Origin of the sequence: Olivibacter sp. EAT-5 (genome assembly GCF_044784325.1) — a bacterium.
Lineage (GTDB): Bacteria > Bacteroidota > Bacteroidia > Sphingobacteriales > Sphingobacteriaceae > Olivibacter > Olivibacter oleidegradans.
In genome coordinates this window covers 1,232,871-1,248,405 of sequence record NZ_CP173028.1, presented here as the reverse complement: position 1 = coordinate 1,248,405, position 15,535 = coordinate 1,232,871, and the positions used below count along the sequence as shown (strand labels likewise).

Below are 15,535 nucleotides of genomic sequence, written 5' to 3'. Positions count from 1 at the left end.
ATAGGTTACAATTTAACTCGGTAGCCAACCCCGCGAACGGTTTCGAGCCAATCGACCTCGGCATGTTGTTGTAGTTTTTTACGTAAGTTCTTTATATGAACATCTACAAAATTGGAGTCAACATAAGCATCGTAGAGATCACCCCATATATGTTCTGTGAGACTCATCCTCGCCACTACTTTGTTTTTGTTCAACACTAAATAAGCAAGTATATCATATTCTTTTTTGGTGAGATTTAATACCACATTCCCGTAACAGAAGGTCCTTTGCTGTATATTTAACGAAAAGTCACGTACGGGAATGTTATTATCGTTCACCTGATGTTTCCTGCGTATAATTGCATGAATCCTAGCGCGCAATTCCGGCAATGAGAATGGTTTAGGCAAATAGTCATCTGCTCCCAGCTCTAAGCCTGCTATGCGATCGTCAATAGCCCCTCTGGCCGAAAGAACAATCACTGCATCCCTTCTGTCTTTGAATTTTTTTAGCTCGTTTATTATGTCCAAACCGTTGCCATCCGGTAGTGTAATATCCAATAAAATGAAATCATAGGTGCTTTCTGTTATTTTTTCCAATGCAGAGCTTTTTTTCCATGCATGGTCGATTACGCATCCCTCTTCTGTAAACAGAAATTCAGCCACTTCGAGCGCAAGGTCTTTCTGATCTTCAACAATAAGGATTTTCATGTTTATCCAATAAACACATTTATGAACGCTTTGTCTTTATATTAAAATATTAAAGCAAAGTTAATACTATTTTACCCCCTAAACTATCATATTTTGCCACCCCTGCCATCCGTAAAAATCTTTCATAATTGCATACGATAGATGATGTCAACGACTAAACCATATGGCCATCAGCTATTGAAATCAACCAACAACATTATGGAACGTATTTTTTTAAATTATGAGCAAATCTAGGACCTATTGTTTCCAATATGGAAGTTTATTATTCATTTCTCTCCTGCTGGCGAATGTACAGCTGGTAGCAGCTCAAAATGTTCAAGTTACAGGCCTTGTAAAAGATAGCCGGGGGCCTGTTGCTGGGGTATCTATAAGAGAGCAGCGTAACGGAAAGGCTTTGGGGCAAACAGGAGATCAGGGAACCTTTAAAATTGAGGCCACGGAGGGCGCGGTTTTGATTTTTTCATGTATCGGCTATAAATCGAAAGAAATAGGCCTTACTACATTGGCACCAAACCGCCAGGGGAACTACAATGTAAACGTGGAGTTATTGCCCGACGATGCTAATGATTTGGATGAAGTGGTTGTAGTTGGTTTCGGAACGCAGAAGAAAGTGAACCTCACAGGCGCCGTGGGAATTGTCAGCGCTAAAGATTTGGAAGCGCGGCCTGTACAGAATGTTACACAGGCACTTCAAGGAGTTCTACCTGGGTTAAATATCTCTACACAAGGATTAGGTGGAACCTTGAATGCAGGTAGAAGCGTTAATGTAAGAGGGACGGGTACAATTAGCGGTTTTTCGTCTGGAAGCCCCCTAGTGCTGATTGATGGGTCGGAAGGGTCTTTAGATGCCTTGAATCCGCAAGATATAGAGAGTATATCGGTATTAAAAGATGCCGCCTCTTCTGCAGTATACGGCTCAAGGGCACCCTTTGGAGTTATTTTGGTAACGACAAAAAAAGGAGCTTCCGGAAAAGCTAGGGTAAATTATAACAATAGTTTCCGCTGGAGCACGCCTGTATTGCTGTTAAAAATGATGAATTCGTATGAGTTTGCTACTTATTGGAATGACGCTGATTATAATGGTGGAGGAAGTGGCCAGAAATTTAGCCCAACGGTGGTTCAAAAGATGAAGGACTATATAGATGGGCTTTTGGATCCAAGCGACGTAGCTGTAGCCAGACCCGACGGTAAATGGGATTATGATAATACTTACGGAAATGTAGACTGGATGAGGGAATATTATCGCGACTGGGCGCCTGCGAATGAACATAATCTGAGTATCAGCGGAGGCTCTGATAAATGGACTTATTATTTGTCGGGTAATTACCTTAACCAAGGAGGTTTTATGCGCTATGGAACAGATAAGTTTAATCGCTATGGAGTTACTGCGAAGATAAGTGGACAATTACGCGATAATCTTAATGTCGAGTACATGAGTCGATTAATTCGAACGAATTATGGGCGGCCCACCAGCATGACCGATGGGTTCTATGATAACGTTATGCGCAGAGCTAGACCTAATCGGGCGCTTTATGATCCGAATGGATTTTATATGTCGGATATCAATTATGTAGATGCCTTGCAAAATGGTGGTAGGCGTACGGATGAGCAAGATTATATAACACAACAGCTGAAAATGACCTATACGCCTATAAAAGATTTAAATATTATAGGCGAACTGAATTATAGGACAGAAACGCAATTTGTTCATGAAGACGCATTTAAAGTGTATTCACGTAATGCTGACGGAGTAGGTCAATATGTTTCTTTACTTAGTCCCGCGAATGATTATGTTTATGAATATGCCCGAAAACTGTATTTCTTCAATCCCAATCTATATGCAAATTATACAAAAAGTATAAATGACCATAACGTTCAATTGATGATGGGTTTTCAATCTGAATGGACAAGAACAAAGAATTTTAACGCCCAAAGAATGGACTTGATCACTACAGAATTGCCGGTATTGGGATTAACCGGTAATCCTGTTCCTACTGTGGGAGGTGGCTTGGATAAATGGTCAACGGCGGGCTTTTTTGGGCGTATTAACTACGATTATAAAGGCAGATACTTACTAGAAGGTAATCTGCGATACGATGGATCTTCACGTTTCAGAAGAGATGCACGATGGAATTGGTTTCCTTCTGTTTCAGCAGGATGGAATATCGCGCAGGAAGATTTCTTTCGTTCCGTTACTAATACCGTGCAAATGCTGAAGCTTCGTGCTTCTTATGGTAAGTTGGGTAATCAAAATACATTAGATAATTGGAATCCAGCATATTATCCTACTTATCAAACTATTCCAACAGGTACAGCAAATGGTAATTGGTTAGTAGACGGTGCTAGGCCAAATACGTCGGGTGCGCCGGGCTTAATCAGTACCTCCTTAACATGGGAGAAGATTCGGAATTGGAACTTTGGTTTGGATTGGCAGCTCTTGAACGGTCGATTAAGTGGCTCGTTCGATTATTATATGCGTTATACAGATGATGGTCTCGGTCGGGGTCAAACCTTACCAGCTACGCTGGGAACAAGTGTTCCACTAGTTAACAATATCGATATCGTTACAAAAGGTTTTGAATTTACGTTGGCGTGGGATGATAAGATTGGAGAGGTTTCCTATGGAGCAAGATTAAATCTTTCCGATTCAAGAACGAAGGTTCTCAACTTCTATAATCTAACCAATGACATTGGATCATATATTGCCGGACAATACATTAATAATATATGGGGATATCATACCATTGGTATTGCCAGAACTAAAGAAGAAATGGATGCCCATTTAGCTTCCCTTCCAAATGGAGGTCAAAATGCCATTTCGGGTGGGGCTTGGGAAGCTGGAGATATTATGTATGCCGATCTTAATGGCGATGGAAAGGTGGATGGAGGCGCTAACTCTTTGGCAAATCCGGGTGATAGAACCATTATCGGAAATTCTACTCCCCGCTATGCAATCGGAGTGAATTTCAATGCTAGTTGGAAGGGGTTTGATGTAAGTATGTTCTGGCAAGGTATTCTAAAAAGAGACTGGGCGCCATCGGGCATGGTATTTTGGGGTACCACCGGTGCCGGCGATTTTTGGTCAACGGCCTTGAAGGACCATTTAGATTATTTCCGTGCCGACCCAAATCACCCACTTGGCCAAAATCTCGACTCCTATTATCCGAGACCATTATTTAGCGGGAAAAACCAACAGGCACAAACGGGGTATCTACTAGATGCTTCCTACATTAGGCTCAAAAACTTCCAGCTTGGCTACACCTTGCCTAATACTTTAACCAGAAACATAAAAATGTCTAATGTTCGCTTATTTGTTTCAGGCGAAAACCTATTGACATTTACTAAGCTCAATGATACACTTGATCCGGAATCAATAGGGATAGGACGTCAAGGAGGAACAGTATATCCTTTACAAAAGGTGTTCGCCTTTGGGATTAACGCAAATTTTTAAGTTAAACAAGCATGAAAACAAATAAATTTGATATAAAAATAACACTTCTCTGTTTTTTGACTATCCTAATCGTAGGATGTAATAAGCATTTGGATATTGCGCCGCAGGCAGCAGTATCGCCGGAGAACTATTTTAATGAAGAAAGCCATCTTAGTGCTTATACAATAGCGCGTTATCAAGATGTTTTCAGAACTACTGATGGATCAGGTGGTGCCGGGCTCTATTTAGATGATGCGACTACCGACAATATGACGAATCGAGGCAGCAATAACCGGTTTTTGCCAGGGCAATGGCGCGTAGGTGCTACAGGTGGTGGCTGGTCTTTTGGGACAATTTTTCAATTGAATTATTTTTTACAGACCGCCTTGGCAAAAGTAGAGGCAGGAGCGGTTATGGGCAATGTTAATAACATCAATCATTATATAGGCGAAGCATATTTAATGCGAGCATTTGTCTATTTCGGAAGGTTAATGGAAATGGGAGATTTTCCCATTATTACGGAGGTGCTACCCGATCAACAAGCTGCGTTGGTAGAAGCAAGCAAACGAAGGCCACGTAATGAGGTCGCGCGTTTTATTCTCAGTGATCTTGATAAGGCTGCCGAACTATTGTTAACCGTTCCTCCAGTTGGTGGGCGAACCCGGATATCAAAAGATCTGGCTTACTTAGTCAAGTCTAGAGTGGCATTATTTGAAGCAACATGGTTAAAATATCATCAGGGAACTGCTTTAGTACCTAACGGTCCGAATTGGCCTGGAGCGACTAAGGACTATAATAGAGGCTATCAATTTCCTACAGGAAGTATAACCAATGAGATTGATTTTTTCTTGGGAGAAGCAATGGCGGCAGCAAAGATTGTAGCAGATGCTCATGCCTTGACGGTTAATTCGATGCATATTAAACAAGGTGTTTCCGATCCTAGTAATCCTTATTTTGAGATGTTTAACTCTGAAAATCTCGCTGCGTATGATGAAGTGCTGCTGTGGAGAGATTTTGATTTGACATTAGGTGTTGTACAATATTGGAATCACTATATATACTATGGTAATGGTTACGGATATACCCGTCAGTTTGTTGATAATTTTTTGATGGGAAATGGTTTGCCTATATATGCTGCCGCTTCCGGGTATGAGGGTGACGATTTTGTGGGTAATGTAAAAGTAAATAGAGACTGGAGGCTTAAGTTATTTATGCGTGCTCCGGGGGAAACCAAAGCGTTTATAAACCTACCCACGGGATCCTCACCGGAAGTGGAGCCAACGGTTCCTAATATAGACCTTGCTAGCAGGTTTTTGGAGGGTACAGGTTATTCTATCAAAAAAGGTTTGTCTTATGACAATAATATGCAATCTATCGTTGGGCGTGATGTGACTGCCATCGTATGTTTTAGAGCTGCGGAGGCTTATCTTAATTACATTGAAGCTTGCTTTGAGAAGAATGGTGGGCTTGATGGTAGCGCTGTTAGTTATTGGCAAGCTATAAGAAATCGAGCTGGAGTAAATCCCGATTTCAATGTAACTGTCGCGGCAACGGATATGAGTAAAGAAGGATTGAACGACTGGGGTGCATATTCGCATGGTAACTTAATAAACCCTACACTTTATAATATACGCCGTGAAAGAAGAGCTGAACTCATGGTAGAGGGGCTACGTTATATGGATTTGATACGTTGGCGGGCAATGGATCAGCTAAACGGGTTTAAGATAGAGGGAATCAAGGTTTGGGGACCAATGAAGGATATATATGGCAGTAGATTAAAATATGGAGGAACGACTACCAATACGGTTTCTGATCCGTCGCTGAGCCGTTATCTCAGGGTACATCAAATATCGCCTAACAATCAGTTCTATAATGGGTATTTTTTCACAGAAGCACATTATTTAAGTCCTATCGCTACCGAGCATTTTCTGATTTCTTCGTCCGATGGTCAGTCAACGGAGACCTCACCTATTTATCAAAATCCGGGATGGCCCGTTACAGCTGGCGCGGGGCCTATTGGCTATTAAAATAAGAACTCCGCCAAATAGATTTTTAAATTTAGTACTAATAATAAACTGGTAACGATAAACCAAGATACAAAACTGACATAGAATGAATAATTATATAGAACTTTTAGCCATCATATTTACAATTAGTTTTTCCTCTGTTTTTGCGCAACGTGTCGTAAATGATCATGTAGGAAAATATGAAAAGGAGGGATACCATTTAGTTTGGTCGGACGAGTTTGACCAGACCGGAGTACCCGATACGGCTAACTGGAAATTCGAGGAAGGCTTTGTCAGGAACAAAGAGAAACAGTGGTATCAAAAAGACAACGCTTGGTGCGATGGCGGGTTATTGATTATTGAAGCACGTAAAGAAGACAAAGCCAATCCGAATTATAATGCGGATAGCAAGCAATGGAGCGAAAGCAGATCAAAAATAACGCATACTTCTTCCTCAATCAATACCCGCGGTTTGCATAGCTGGCAATATGGCCGTTTTGAAATGAGAGGACGAATTAATATCAGTGCCGGACTTTGGCCGGCTTTTTGGACTTTAGGCATTTCAAAGCAATGGCCATCTAATGGTGAGATTGATATCATGGAATACTACAAAGGTAATATCCTTGCCAATATTGCTTGCGGCACCGATCAGCCCTACCAGGCGAAATGGTATAGTAAAACAAAAGCGGTAAAAGAATTAGGGGGCAAAAAGTGGGCATCAGAATTCCACGTGTGGCGAATGGATTGGGATGAAGAAGCAATTGCTTTATACGTAGACGATATCCTATTGAATAAGGTTCCATTGGACGAATTGGTGAATCGAGATGGCTCGGGCTTTAACCCATTTAAGCAGCCTCATTATATCCTGCTGAATCTGGCGATGGGCGGGATCAATGGAGGAGATTTAGGAAATACCCAATTCCCTAATCGTTTTGTAGTCGATTATGTACGAGTTTATCAAAAAAAGTAAATTATCGCTTCACGATAAAAGATAAAGCAACATCATGGCGGTGCCCGACTTGAAATGTTGAAGCGATATCTTAGCTTTATTGGCTTCGGTATTGATACAGGCGGATTCGTGCTAAATAGATTTAATAAATGAACGAATAATTTATTCGGTTAGGCTTAAAAGATAAAACCAGCCACCTGTGGACCGCCGCCTATAAATAAATCATTCGCTCAATGCCGATCTGCTCCAAAAAGTAGGTATCGTGTGATACTACAATCAGCGTGCCCCTATACTCCTTGATCGCTATGGTTAATATCTCAATATTTTGGATGTCCAAGTTATTGGTTGGCTCATCAAGTATAATTACATCCGGAGAATTGTTGCCTAGATTAAGGCAACACAGTATCAATCGCATCCTTTCGCCACCACTTAAGGTGCTACAAGGCTTGTTCCAATCATCTTTTGTAAATAAAAAGCGATTGAGACGAACCTTAACTTCATGCTCCTCGAGGGCAGCTTCGTTATATCTTTGTGCTTGTTCATATACCGTGAGCTCATTCCGGATTAGTGAGTAATCTTGATCTATGTAAATTGCCTTGTTGATCGCTCGCCAAGTGTTACCCAAAGAAGGACTTAATTGTCCCAAAATAATATTGATTAAAGTCGTTTTTCCTGAACCATTCGAACCCGCTAGGTTAATGCGCTCTCCGCTGGCGATCTGAAAGCTTAAATTTTTTCTCCAAAGTTGATGCTCCTTGTAAGCGAAGTTGATATCGACGGCCGTAAATAGTAATTTCCCTTTATGCAGCACAGAATCTTCGAAACCAAGCTTTATTTTATCTAGATCGGCTACAGCCGAACGTAAGGTGTGTAACTCTTGCGAAATACCGTCGATTTTCTCTGTGTGTACGCTTTTAATTTTGGAACTGCTCTTCTCCGCATTGTTTCTTAATGTATTCATCATAATGCGCGCAATACCTGCTTTTTCCTGTTTCTTCTTTCCACGCGCATCCAATTTCTGTTGTCTTTCTATAGTTTCCCGTTCGCGCTCTTTAGCTTTACGTAGCGCTTTCTCCTTACTTTTGATATCCTGATTTAACGCTATCGTTTCTGTATTCTTCTGATCGATATAAAAATCGTAATTCCCTCCGTATACAGCGATACCTTGTTTATTCAATTCGCAAACCGTATTCAACAAGTTCAATAGTGTTCTGTCATGGCTTACTATAAGCAGCGTGCTCGAAGTGGATTCGATAAACTCATAAAGTAATTTTCGACTTACAGCATCTAAATGATTGCTGGGTTCGTCGAGCAGTATGAAATCTGGTTGGTGAATGGAGATTCCTGCTAGGAAAACTTTTGTTCGCTGTCCGCCACTTAAAGTATCCATCCCTTGTTCCAAGTTTAAGTCTTTGAGCTGCCAGCGATCCAAAGCCTCTCTACAACGTTCATCAATGGTCCAGTCGTCAGCTAACAAATCCATCAGTTCTTCCGTAGCTCGCCCTTCTAGTATCTCTCTTAAGGCATGTAGTTTTTCTTCGACACGCAAAGCCTGGGCAATAGTCAGGTGATTGAATTGTCCAAAGATCTGAGGAACGTAATAAGGACTTGTGACCGTCATCACCTCTCCGGTAGCTTTCAGTTCGCCGCTGATAATTTTAAGTAACGTAGATTTTCCGGAACCGTTATTACCGATCAAGGCGATTTTATCGTGATTGTTTACGGTCAGATTAATGTTATCAAACAGCAATTCTTTGTCCGGATGTATATAGGAAACATTTCGTAGGATAAGCATGAATTTCTTTCTTAAAGGGTACAAGCATAGACCTGGTTGCTATTATTGGCAACGCATGTTCATTTGTTATTGAAAGAAATTAAATCCTACATTTAATGCCTTGTATGGTTTATGATGCAAATATATAATTTTTGTAATGACTATAAAAGTACATTCTTTCTAAGCCAAAGTGTCATGCCGGAAAAATAACCCTGATCTAGCCTGATTGAGCAAAAAGATCGCGTGAAGGCTTGGACGTGTCTTAGTATTCTCCAACCGAGATAGCTTGCTCTTCGAAAATTTGAATTAGTCGTTCACTCCAGATTTCAAGTTCACGCTCACGATCCGCTGGCGATAACCTTGCGGGGCCGTAGACGACGTGAGGAGACAGTATCTCGAAACCGGTAAATTCAAAAATCCCCCGATGAAGCGGACGCAGGATTCCTGCAAGATCCCCGTTAAAACCACCTTTTAGATAATCGCTCTTACCGCCGCCTGTAGTAAGCGATAGTAAAGCCTTTTTATTACTAAAGACGCCCTTTTCATAAATGCGACCGTTCCCATAGAAGCGTCCCATAGCAAATACACGGTCCACCCATCCCTTTAAAATAGCAGGTACACTAAACCACCAAAGCGGAAATTGCCAGATCATCAAGTCACACCATTCAACCTTTTGTTGCTCTGCCTCAATGTCGTCAGCAAAGCCGTTTATTTTCGTGGCATGGACTTCCTCTAATTGCTGTTTATAAAATTCCGGATTGTGAACGCTGACAAAATTGCTTCGATCTGAGATAGCGTTAAAACGCATTTCGTATAAATCAGATACCTTTACTTCATGCCCGGCTTTGGTAAGGGTATCGATGGCCATTTTAAACAAGGCTCCGTTCATGCTTTGAGGTTCCGGATGTGCATATACAATGAGAATTTTCATACAAATAATATTTATGTTTTAATAAAGCGTCGACAAAATTATTGGCTGATCCTTATATTTGCCAGTATGCAGCCCTTTGTATGAGGCACACAAAATTGTAAGTAATGAGTTTGCATAATGAGTAAGAGAAAGCCTACATCCACCAATAGCATTAACCGAGAAAAGTTGATAGACTTTTGCGGGATGATGTATGCGGTTGATATGTTGGGAGGACGATGGAAGCTGATCATTCTATATAAACTTGAAAAAAAGACACTACGTTTTAGTGAGCTAAAAAAAATTATTCCCGGCATTACCGATCGTATGTTGACTTTGCATTTACAGGAACTGGAAAGAGATGGATTGGTCGAACGTACAGTTTACGCAGAGGTCCCGCCTCGGGTCGACTATCGACTCACAGCAAGCGCGCAAGCGCTTATCCCCGTTTGGCAACAACTCGAACAATGGGGAGTGGCGCACAAACAATGCAGAGAAGAACGAGATTCTTAGCTTAAGATTTAACGTTGCCATAATATAGACCCCTTATCTTTGCTGTAAGAGTTAATTGAATGCAACCTGTCCTGGAAACATGCGAAAAGGTCTTAATGGAAAGCATGCGGAACGATGACGCCGCGGCTTTTGAGCAGCTCTTCGAACGATATTGGGAGCATCTTTATCAGCGAGCTTATTATAGGCTCCGTAGTCGGGAACTGGCCGAAGACCTTGTACAAGATGTTTTTGCTGATTTTTGGATTCAACGGCACAATTTACAGATTCAAAGCGATCTCGGAGGCTATCTCGGCGCTATGCTTAAATATAAAATTATTCGTTGGGCAAGCCAACAAGAACGCGAGGAGGAATTGCATGCGCACTTATTTCAGCGAATGGAAGAGATCGAAGACGGCGTTATTAGTCTTCTAGAAGTTGCATCCCTACAACAAACCATAAATGAGGCAGTGCGAGCCTTTCCGGAGAACATGCGGAGCGTTTTTCTGCTGCGTATGCAAGACTATACGATAGGTGAGATAGCCGAAGTATTGCAACTAGCCGACCAAACCATTCGAAACAACCACACGGAAGCGCTGCGACGGTTGAAAACCAAACTCATTGAGTCGCATCCCCATTTGCCTATTTATTCTTTACTGACAATCCTGTTTACAAAAACTTAACAATTTAACCATCTTTTCTTGAAGTATAGATCGTGCACTTTATACACTATAGTATAAAATCAGCAGTTGTGAAATTTAGTGTATATAAAGATTTATTGAAAAGATATTATGCAGGTGAGAGCACCAAAGTGGAGCGGCAGCTTGTAGACATATGGTACGATTCATTTGAAGAGGAGAGAGCGGTGGCGGAAGTTCGCCCCGGCGAAGAAGAAAAGTTACGTGTAAAAGAACGTTTGAGAAAACATATTGACGCGAATAAGCAGGAGGAGCCAAAGCTTAAACGTAATAAGCAAAAACGTCTTGCACCATGGTTGAGAGTCGCGGCGGCAGTTATCATGCTGATCCTCGGAATCACTTGGTTCAAGCCTACTGATTTTGGTCTACCGTCCCGTAAATACCATACCAAAGAGCCGATTGTGATGCACTTTTCTACCAACTCGGGAGAATATAAAACAGTAAAACTTTCGGACGGCTCTGTCGTGACGTTAAATGCTAATTCGTCATTGGTGTTGAAAGATGGTTATGGAGAAAAACAACGTTTTGTTCAGTTGCGAGGGGAGGCATTTTTTGAAATCCGGCCACTTACTGATCGCCCTTTCTGGGTACAAACGGATGAGTTGTTTATACAGGTTTTAGGTACATCTTTTAACGTAAAAGCGTATGATTACAGGCCTAAAGCAGAAATAACAGTTAGCACTGGTCGTGTACAGGTAAGCAGTGAAAATAAGGGGCAATCATTGCTGTTGCATAGAGGTGATGGATATATATATGATCGGGCAAATAAGCAATTCAGAAAGAAAGCTGTTCCCGCTACGCTGGCTTGGCGCGACGGGTCAATATCCTTAGCGCAGGTGTCTTTTTCAGAGCTGGCGCTGTGTTTTCGCGATGTCTATGGGATATCCTTGATTAGTACCGACGCAGCTGTGCTAAGTCATCGGTACACGCTCAAACTGAAGTATGAACGGAGTGCTTCACAAACATTGGAGATTATCTGCCATATGTTGAACAAACAATACAGAAAGGAGGCGAATGGATCCTTGAATATCTTCTAATACATTAAGGATAGCTTCCGTAAAGGAAGTAATATCAATCAATCTTTAAAAATTCAACCCTTAACTCAAATGAAATTAATACGCTGGCGCTTTAAATTGCCAATACTACAATCGCTCGCATTACTAGTTAATATGTGCGCGGTAATTACAATGGCTTCGGCAAATAAACCCGAACAAGGACTTGAGAAGCGAATTCATCTCTCTTTTAATAAAGTAAATGCTTATACACTGCTGAAGGAAATCGAACGAAAGGCATCTGTCGATTTTGCATTTACAGAAGATGTCCAACTGGAAAGGTTGGTTTTCAGTCACATACATTATCAGAATAGTAAACTATCCGAAATACTGTCTGATCTATTTAAAGCAGAAAAAATTGTTTTTGAAGAACAAGCCGGCACTATCTCACTTCGCCGTGTTCAACAGGGATTAGCCGTTAACGGGCAAGTGCGTGATGCTACTAGCGGTAGTCCTGTCATCGGCGCAAATATACAGGTGAAGGGCACATCTCAGCGAGCGACTACCGATCATAATGGTCATTATCAATTGCAAGTTCCAACTTCACAAAGCGTACTTGTTTTTAGTTATATTGGTTATCGGTCACATGAAGTAACTGTCAATGGGCAGGCCCGAATCGACGTGACTTTGCAAGAAGATAACAACCCTTTGAACGAGGTGGTTGTTACTGCCTTAGGAATATCGAGGGAAGCAAAATCGATTGGTTTTTCTCAGCAGAAAGTAGAAGGCCAAACTATTCAAGAATCTCACGAAACAAATTTGCTTAATACCTTGAATGGAAGAGTGGCAGGTGTGCGCATCACCAATTCGAGTGGCGGAATTGGCTCCTCCGCCAACATACAAATTCGTGGACAAAATTTTGTGAGTGGTTACAATTATAATAACTCGCCCTTATTTGTTGTAGACGGTGTTCCGATCAGTAACAATAATGAGCAGTCGACCAGGGCTTATACTGGAAGGCAAGATTTTAATAATCCGAATTTCACTGCCGGAGAAGGAGAAGTAGATTATGGAAATGCGGCGGGAGAACTTGACCCCAATGATATTGAGAGCATAACCGTTTTAAAAGGACCAAATGCTGCGGCGCTTTATGGTTCGCGTGCAGCAAACGGCGTTGTATTAATTACTACCAAGTCGGGTAAGGGAACAAAGGGTGTTGGCGTTAGTTTCAATTCGCAAGCGAGCGCAGAGGCTCCACTTAAATTACCGGATTATCAGTACGAATATGGCCAGGGCCGCGATGGCGAATATAGCTATGTAGACGGCATGGGAGGTGGCTTAAACGATAATGTGATGGAAAACTGGGGGCCACGCCTGAATGGCCAGCTAATTCCGCAATTTGACTCACCAATCGATCCAGCTACCGGGCAGCGTATACCTACCCCCTTTATTGCCTATCCAAATCAATTGAAAGACTTTTTTCAAACAGGACAAACTTTCACTAATAATTTAGCTATAGCGGGAAGTAATGAAAAGTTAAATTTCCGATTTTCTTATACAAATACCTCTCAGCGCGGAATTGTACCGAATACCGATTTAAGTCGTAATGCTGTTGGGTTAAATGCAGGTTATGCTATTACTCCTAAGTTAAAAATAGATGTGAATATGAACTATGTTAATTCAGGAAGTGATAACCGCGCAAGTTATGGTGCCAAGAATGAGGATGCCATCATGAAAATCTTCCTATATATGCCTCGAAATGTAAACATAAATAGCTTGCGTAATTATTGGGCAGATGGTTCATTGCGAACGAGGCAACTTTCGCCCATTTGGGGTTTAAACAGCAGTCGATTAAACAATCCTTATTTTGTTGCTTACGAAAATCTAAACGGTAACAACCGTGATCGGGTTTACGGTAATGTAAAGTTTACCTATAACTTCTTGCCGAACTTAAGTCTCATGCTGCGTACCGGTCGTGATTTCTATAATGATAAGCGTACGATGCGTCATGCAGTGTCATCGGCACAATATGTTAATGGATATTATCAGGAAGATGATGTTTATTTTCTTGAAACGAATCATGATGCCTTACTTTCTTATCATACCAAGATCAACGACGATTTTAGCGTAAATGCATCCTTGGGAGGGAATTTGATGAATCAGGAATCAAAACGGCTCGGCGCTATTGTAGATCGTCTATCAATTCCCAATGTGTACAACCTGACGAATAACGCTTCTCCCATTGTGGCAGGTAATATTCGTCAACAAAAAAAAATAAATTCAGTTTATGGAACTGCTCAGGTTGGCTATAAAGACGCTCTTTTTTTAGATCTCACCGGGAGAAACGACTGGTCAAGTGCATTACCAAAACAAAATAGATCTTATTTCTATCCATCGGCATCCCTCAGTTTGGTGGCAACTGAACTTTTCGGTTGGCGTAGCGACGCCTTAAGCTATTTAAAACTTCGCAGTAGCCTTTCTTCGGTAAGGCGAGATCTCGAGCCCTACCAGACGATGCCAAATTTCCAGGTTACACAGGGATGGAATGGTGAGACGGTTGCTGTACACAATAATAATTATCCCAATCCGGACATTCGGCCCGAGAAAGTTAGCTCATATGAATTTGGTTTTGATTCAAGATTTTTCAATAACCGCTTGGGGATCGACTTTACTTATTATAGAAGCACTACCACCGATCTGATTATTCCCGTTACGCTAAACCCTTCGGCAGGATACGATACGAAGTTAATGAATGTAGGTAAAATGAAGAATAATGGTGTTGAACTAATGATAGATGTAACCCCCATAAGAACGAATCAATTTAGTTGGAACGTAAATGTGAACTTTGGACTAAATAGAAATCGAGTGCTCTACTTGGCGGAAGATTTAGGCATTTCGCGTATCCGTCAGCTTGAGCGTTGGGCATCTTTGGAAATGCGTACCGAAAATACAAAAGGTGATGGTTCTTTCGGCTCTCTGTACGGTGATTACCTGATTTATCAGAACGGTACACTGACGCATCGTAACGGTTTACCCCAAGAAGAAAATGGCGACTGGGGATACTTGGGTAATGTGAATCCTGATTATACCGGAGGGATTACTAACCAATTTTCCTATCGCAATTTTGACCTCAGCTTCCTCTTCGGATTTCAGAAAGGAGGTGTTGTACATTCACGTACTTATATTGAGGGAATCAATAGTGGCTCTTTGAAGGAATCCTTGGTAAATCGGGATGCAAATGGTGGTGGTACAATGATTGGTGAAGGGGTTGATATTGATACGGGCGAACCGAACGATACAGAAGTTACGGTGCGTAACTATTGGCGAGCTTACTATAACAACGACCGCATTGCCACTTTTGATGCTTCTTATATAAAACTGAGGGAGGTGAAAATTACATACCGACTGCCCGAAAAATTATTGAAGCGTACACCGATAAGACAGGCAAGCTTTTCGCTAGTGGGACGTAACCTTGTCCTATGGTCGGACGTGCCCAACATTGATCCTGAAGTATCCGGTTACGATGGCCAATTTCAGGGTTTAGAAGCCTTTTCACTTCCTTCACTACGTAGCTTTGGCGCTGCGTTAAATATTAACTTTTAGA

The 15,535-nt window shown here is 41.5% G+C and carries 10 protein-coding genes; 7 read left to right on the top strand and 3 right to left on the bottom strand.

What is annotated here, in order from left to right; genetic code table 11:
• Positions 1–5 precede the first annotated feature (5 nt).
• On the bottom strand, positions 6–686 hold the full coding sequence (locus ACH11B_RS05150) for a response regulator transcription factor (RefSeq protein WP_130854854.1): 681 nt from the start codon (positions 684–686) through the stop codon (positions 6–8).
• A 220-nt stretch (positions 687–906) separates the two neighbouring features.
• On the opposite strand from ACH11B_RS05150, the gene ACH11B_RS05145 reads away from it, so the two are divergent.
• The 3 genes from ACH11B_RS05145 (at position 907) to ACH11B_RS05135 (ending at position 7,092) form a co-directional block, all read left to right on the top strand.
• The gene (locus ACH11B_RS05145; RefSeq protein WP_377611989.1) at positions 907–4,137 is read left to right on the top strand and encodes a SusC/RagA family TonB-linked outer membrane protein; all 3,231 of its coding nucleotides are present in this window, start codon (positions 907–909) and stop codon (positions 4,135–4,137) included.
• A gap of 11 nt (positions 4,138–4,148) precedes the next feature.
• Positions 4,149–6,143, top strand: coding sequence for a RagB/SusD family nutrient uptake outer membrane protein (locus tag ACH11B_RS05140; protein WP_377611987.1), 1,995 nt, complete (start codon positions 4,149–4,151; stop codon positions 6,141–6,143).
• An 85-nt stretch (positions 6,144–6,228) separates the two neighbouring features.
• Positions 6,229–7,092, top strand: a complete 864-nt coding sequence (locus tag ACH11B_RS05135; RefSeq protein WP_013664277.1) for a family 16 glycosylhydrolase — start codon at positions 6,229–6,231, stop codon at positions 7,090–7,092.
• A 190-nt stretch (positions 7,093–7,282) separates the two neighbouring features.
• Here the strand turns inward: ACH11B_RS05135 and ACH11B_RS05130 are convergent, their stop codons facing one another.
• Together ACH11B_RS05130 and ACH11B_RS05125 are read right to left on the bottom strand one after the other, a co-directional pair.
• The gene (locus tag ACH11B_RS05130) at positions 7,283–8,866 is read right to left on the bottom strand and encodes an ABC-F family ATP-binding cassette domain-containing protein (RefSeq protein ID WP_377611985.1); all 1,584 of its coding nucleotides are present in this window, start codon (positions 8,864–8,866) and stop codon (positions 7,283–7,285) included.
• A gap of 241 nt (positions 8,867–9,107) precedes the next feature.
• Positions 9,108–9,776: an NAD(P)H-dependent oxidoreductase gene (locus tag ACH11B_RS05125; protein WP_377611983.1), complete on the bottom strand. Its 669-nt coding sequence runs from the start codon at positions 9,774–9,776 to the stop codon at positions 9,108–9,110.
• A gap of 117 nt (positions 9,777–9,893) precedes the next feature.
• On the opposite strand from ACH11B_RS05125, the gene ACH11B_RS05120 reads away from it, so the two are divergent.
• From ACH11B_RS05120 to ACH11B_RS05105, 4 genes are all read left to right on the top strand, one after another.
• Positions 9,894–10,265, top strand: a complete 372-nt coding sequence (locus tag ACH11B_RS05120; RefSeq protein ID WP_377611981.1) for a winged helix-turn-helix transcriptional regulator — start codon at positions 9,894–9,896, stop codon at positions 10,263–10,265.
• A 59-nt stretch (positions 10,266–10,324) separates the two neighbouring features.
• On the top strand, positions 10,325–10,924 hold the full coding sequence (locus ACH11B_RS05115; protein ID WP_377611979.1) for an RNA polymerase sigma factor: 600 nt from the start codon (positions 10,325–10,327) through the stop codon (positions 10,922–10,924).
• Between the two features lie 68 nt (positions 10,925–10,992).
• Positions 10,993–11,976, top strand: coding sequence for a FecR family protein (locus ACH11B_RS05110; protein ID WP_377611977.1), 984 nt, complete (start codon positions 10,993–10,995; stop codon positions 11,974–11,976).
• 69 nt (positions 11,977–12,045) lie between these two features.
• Positions 12,046–15,534, top strand: a complete 3,489-nt coding sequence (locus ACH11B_RS05105; protein WP_377611975.1) for a SusC/RagA family TonB-linked outer membrane protein — start codon at positions 12,046–12,048, stop codon at positions 15,532–15,534.
• The last annotated feature ends 1 nt before the right edge of the window (position 15,535 follow it).

Bases quoted from the DNA above. Each gene is read 5' to 3' on its own strand.
- ACH11B_RS05145 (WP_377611989.1), top strand. From the start codon at position 907: ATGAGCAAATCTAGGACCTATTGTTTCCAATATGGAAGTTTATTATTC.
- ACH11B_RS05105 (WP_377611975.1), top strand. From the start codon at position 12,046: ATGAAATTAATACGCTGGCGCTTTAAATTGCCAATACTACAATCGCTC.
- ACH11B_RS05130 (WP_377611985.1), bottom strand. From the start codon at position 8,866: ATGCTTATCCTACGAAATGTTTCCTATATACATCCGGACAAAGAATTG.
- ACH11B_RS05150 (WP_130854854.1), bottom strand. From the start codon at position 686: ATGAAAATCCTTATTGTTGAAGATCAGAAAGACCTTGCGCTCGAAGTG.
- ACH11B_RS05125 (WP_377611983.1), bottom strand. From the start codon at position 9,776: ATGAAAATTCTCATTGTATATGCACATCCGGAACCTCAAAGCATGAAC.
- ACH11B_RS05115 (WP_377611979.1), top strand. From the start codon at position 10,325: ATGCAACCTGTCCTGGAAACATGCGAAAAGGTCTTAATGGAAAGCATG.
- ACH11B_RS05140 (WP_377611987.1), top strand. From the start codon at position 4,149: ATGAAAACAAATAAATTTGATATAAAAATAACACTTCTCTGTTTTTTG.
- ACH11B_RS05135 (WP_013664277.1), top strand. From the start codon at position 6,229: ATGAATAATTATATAGAACTTTTAGCCATCATATTTACAATTAGTTTT.
- ACH11B_RS05120 (WP_377611981.1), top strand. From the start codon at position 9,894: ATGAGTAAGAGAAAGCCTACATCCACCAATAGCATTAACCGAGAAAAG.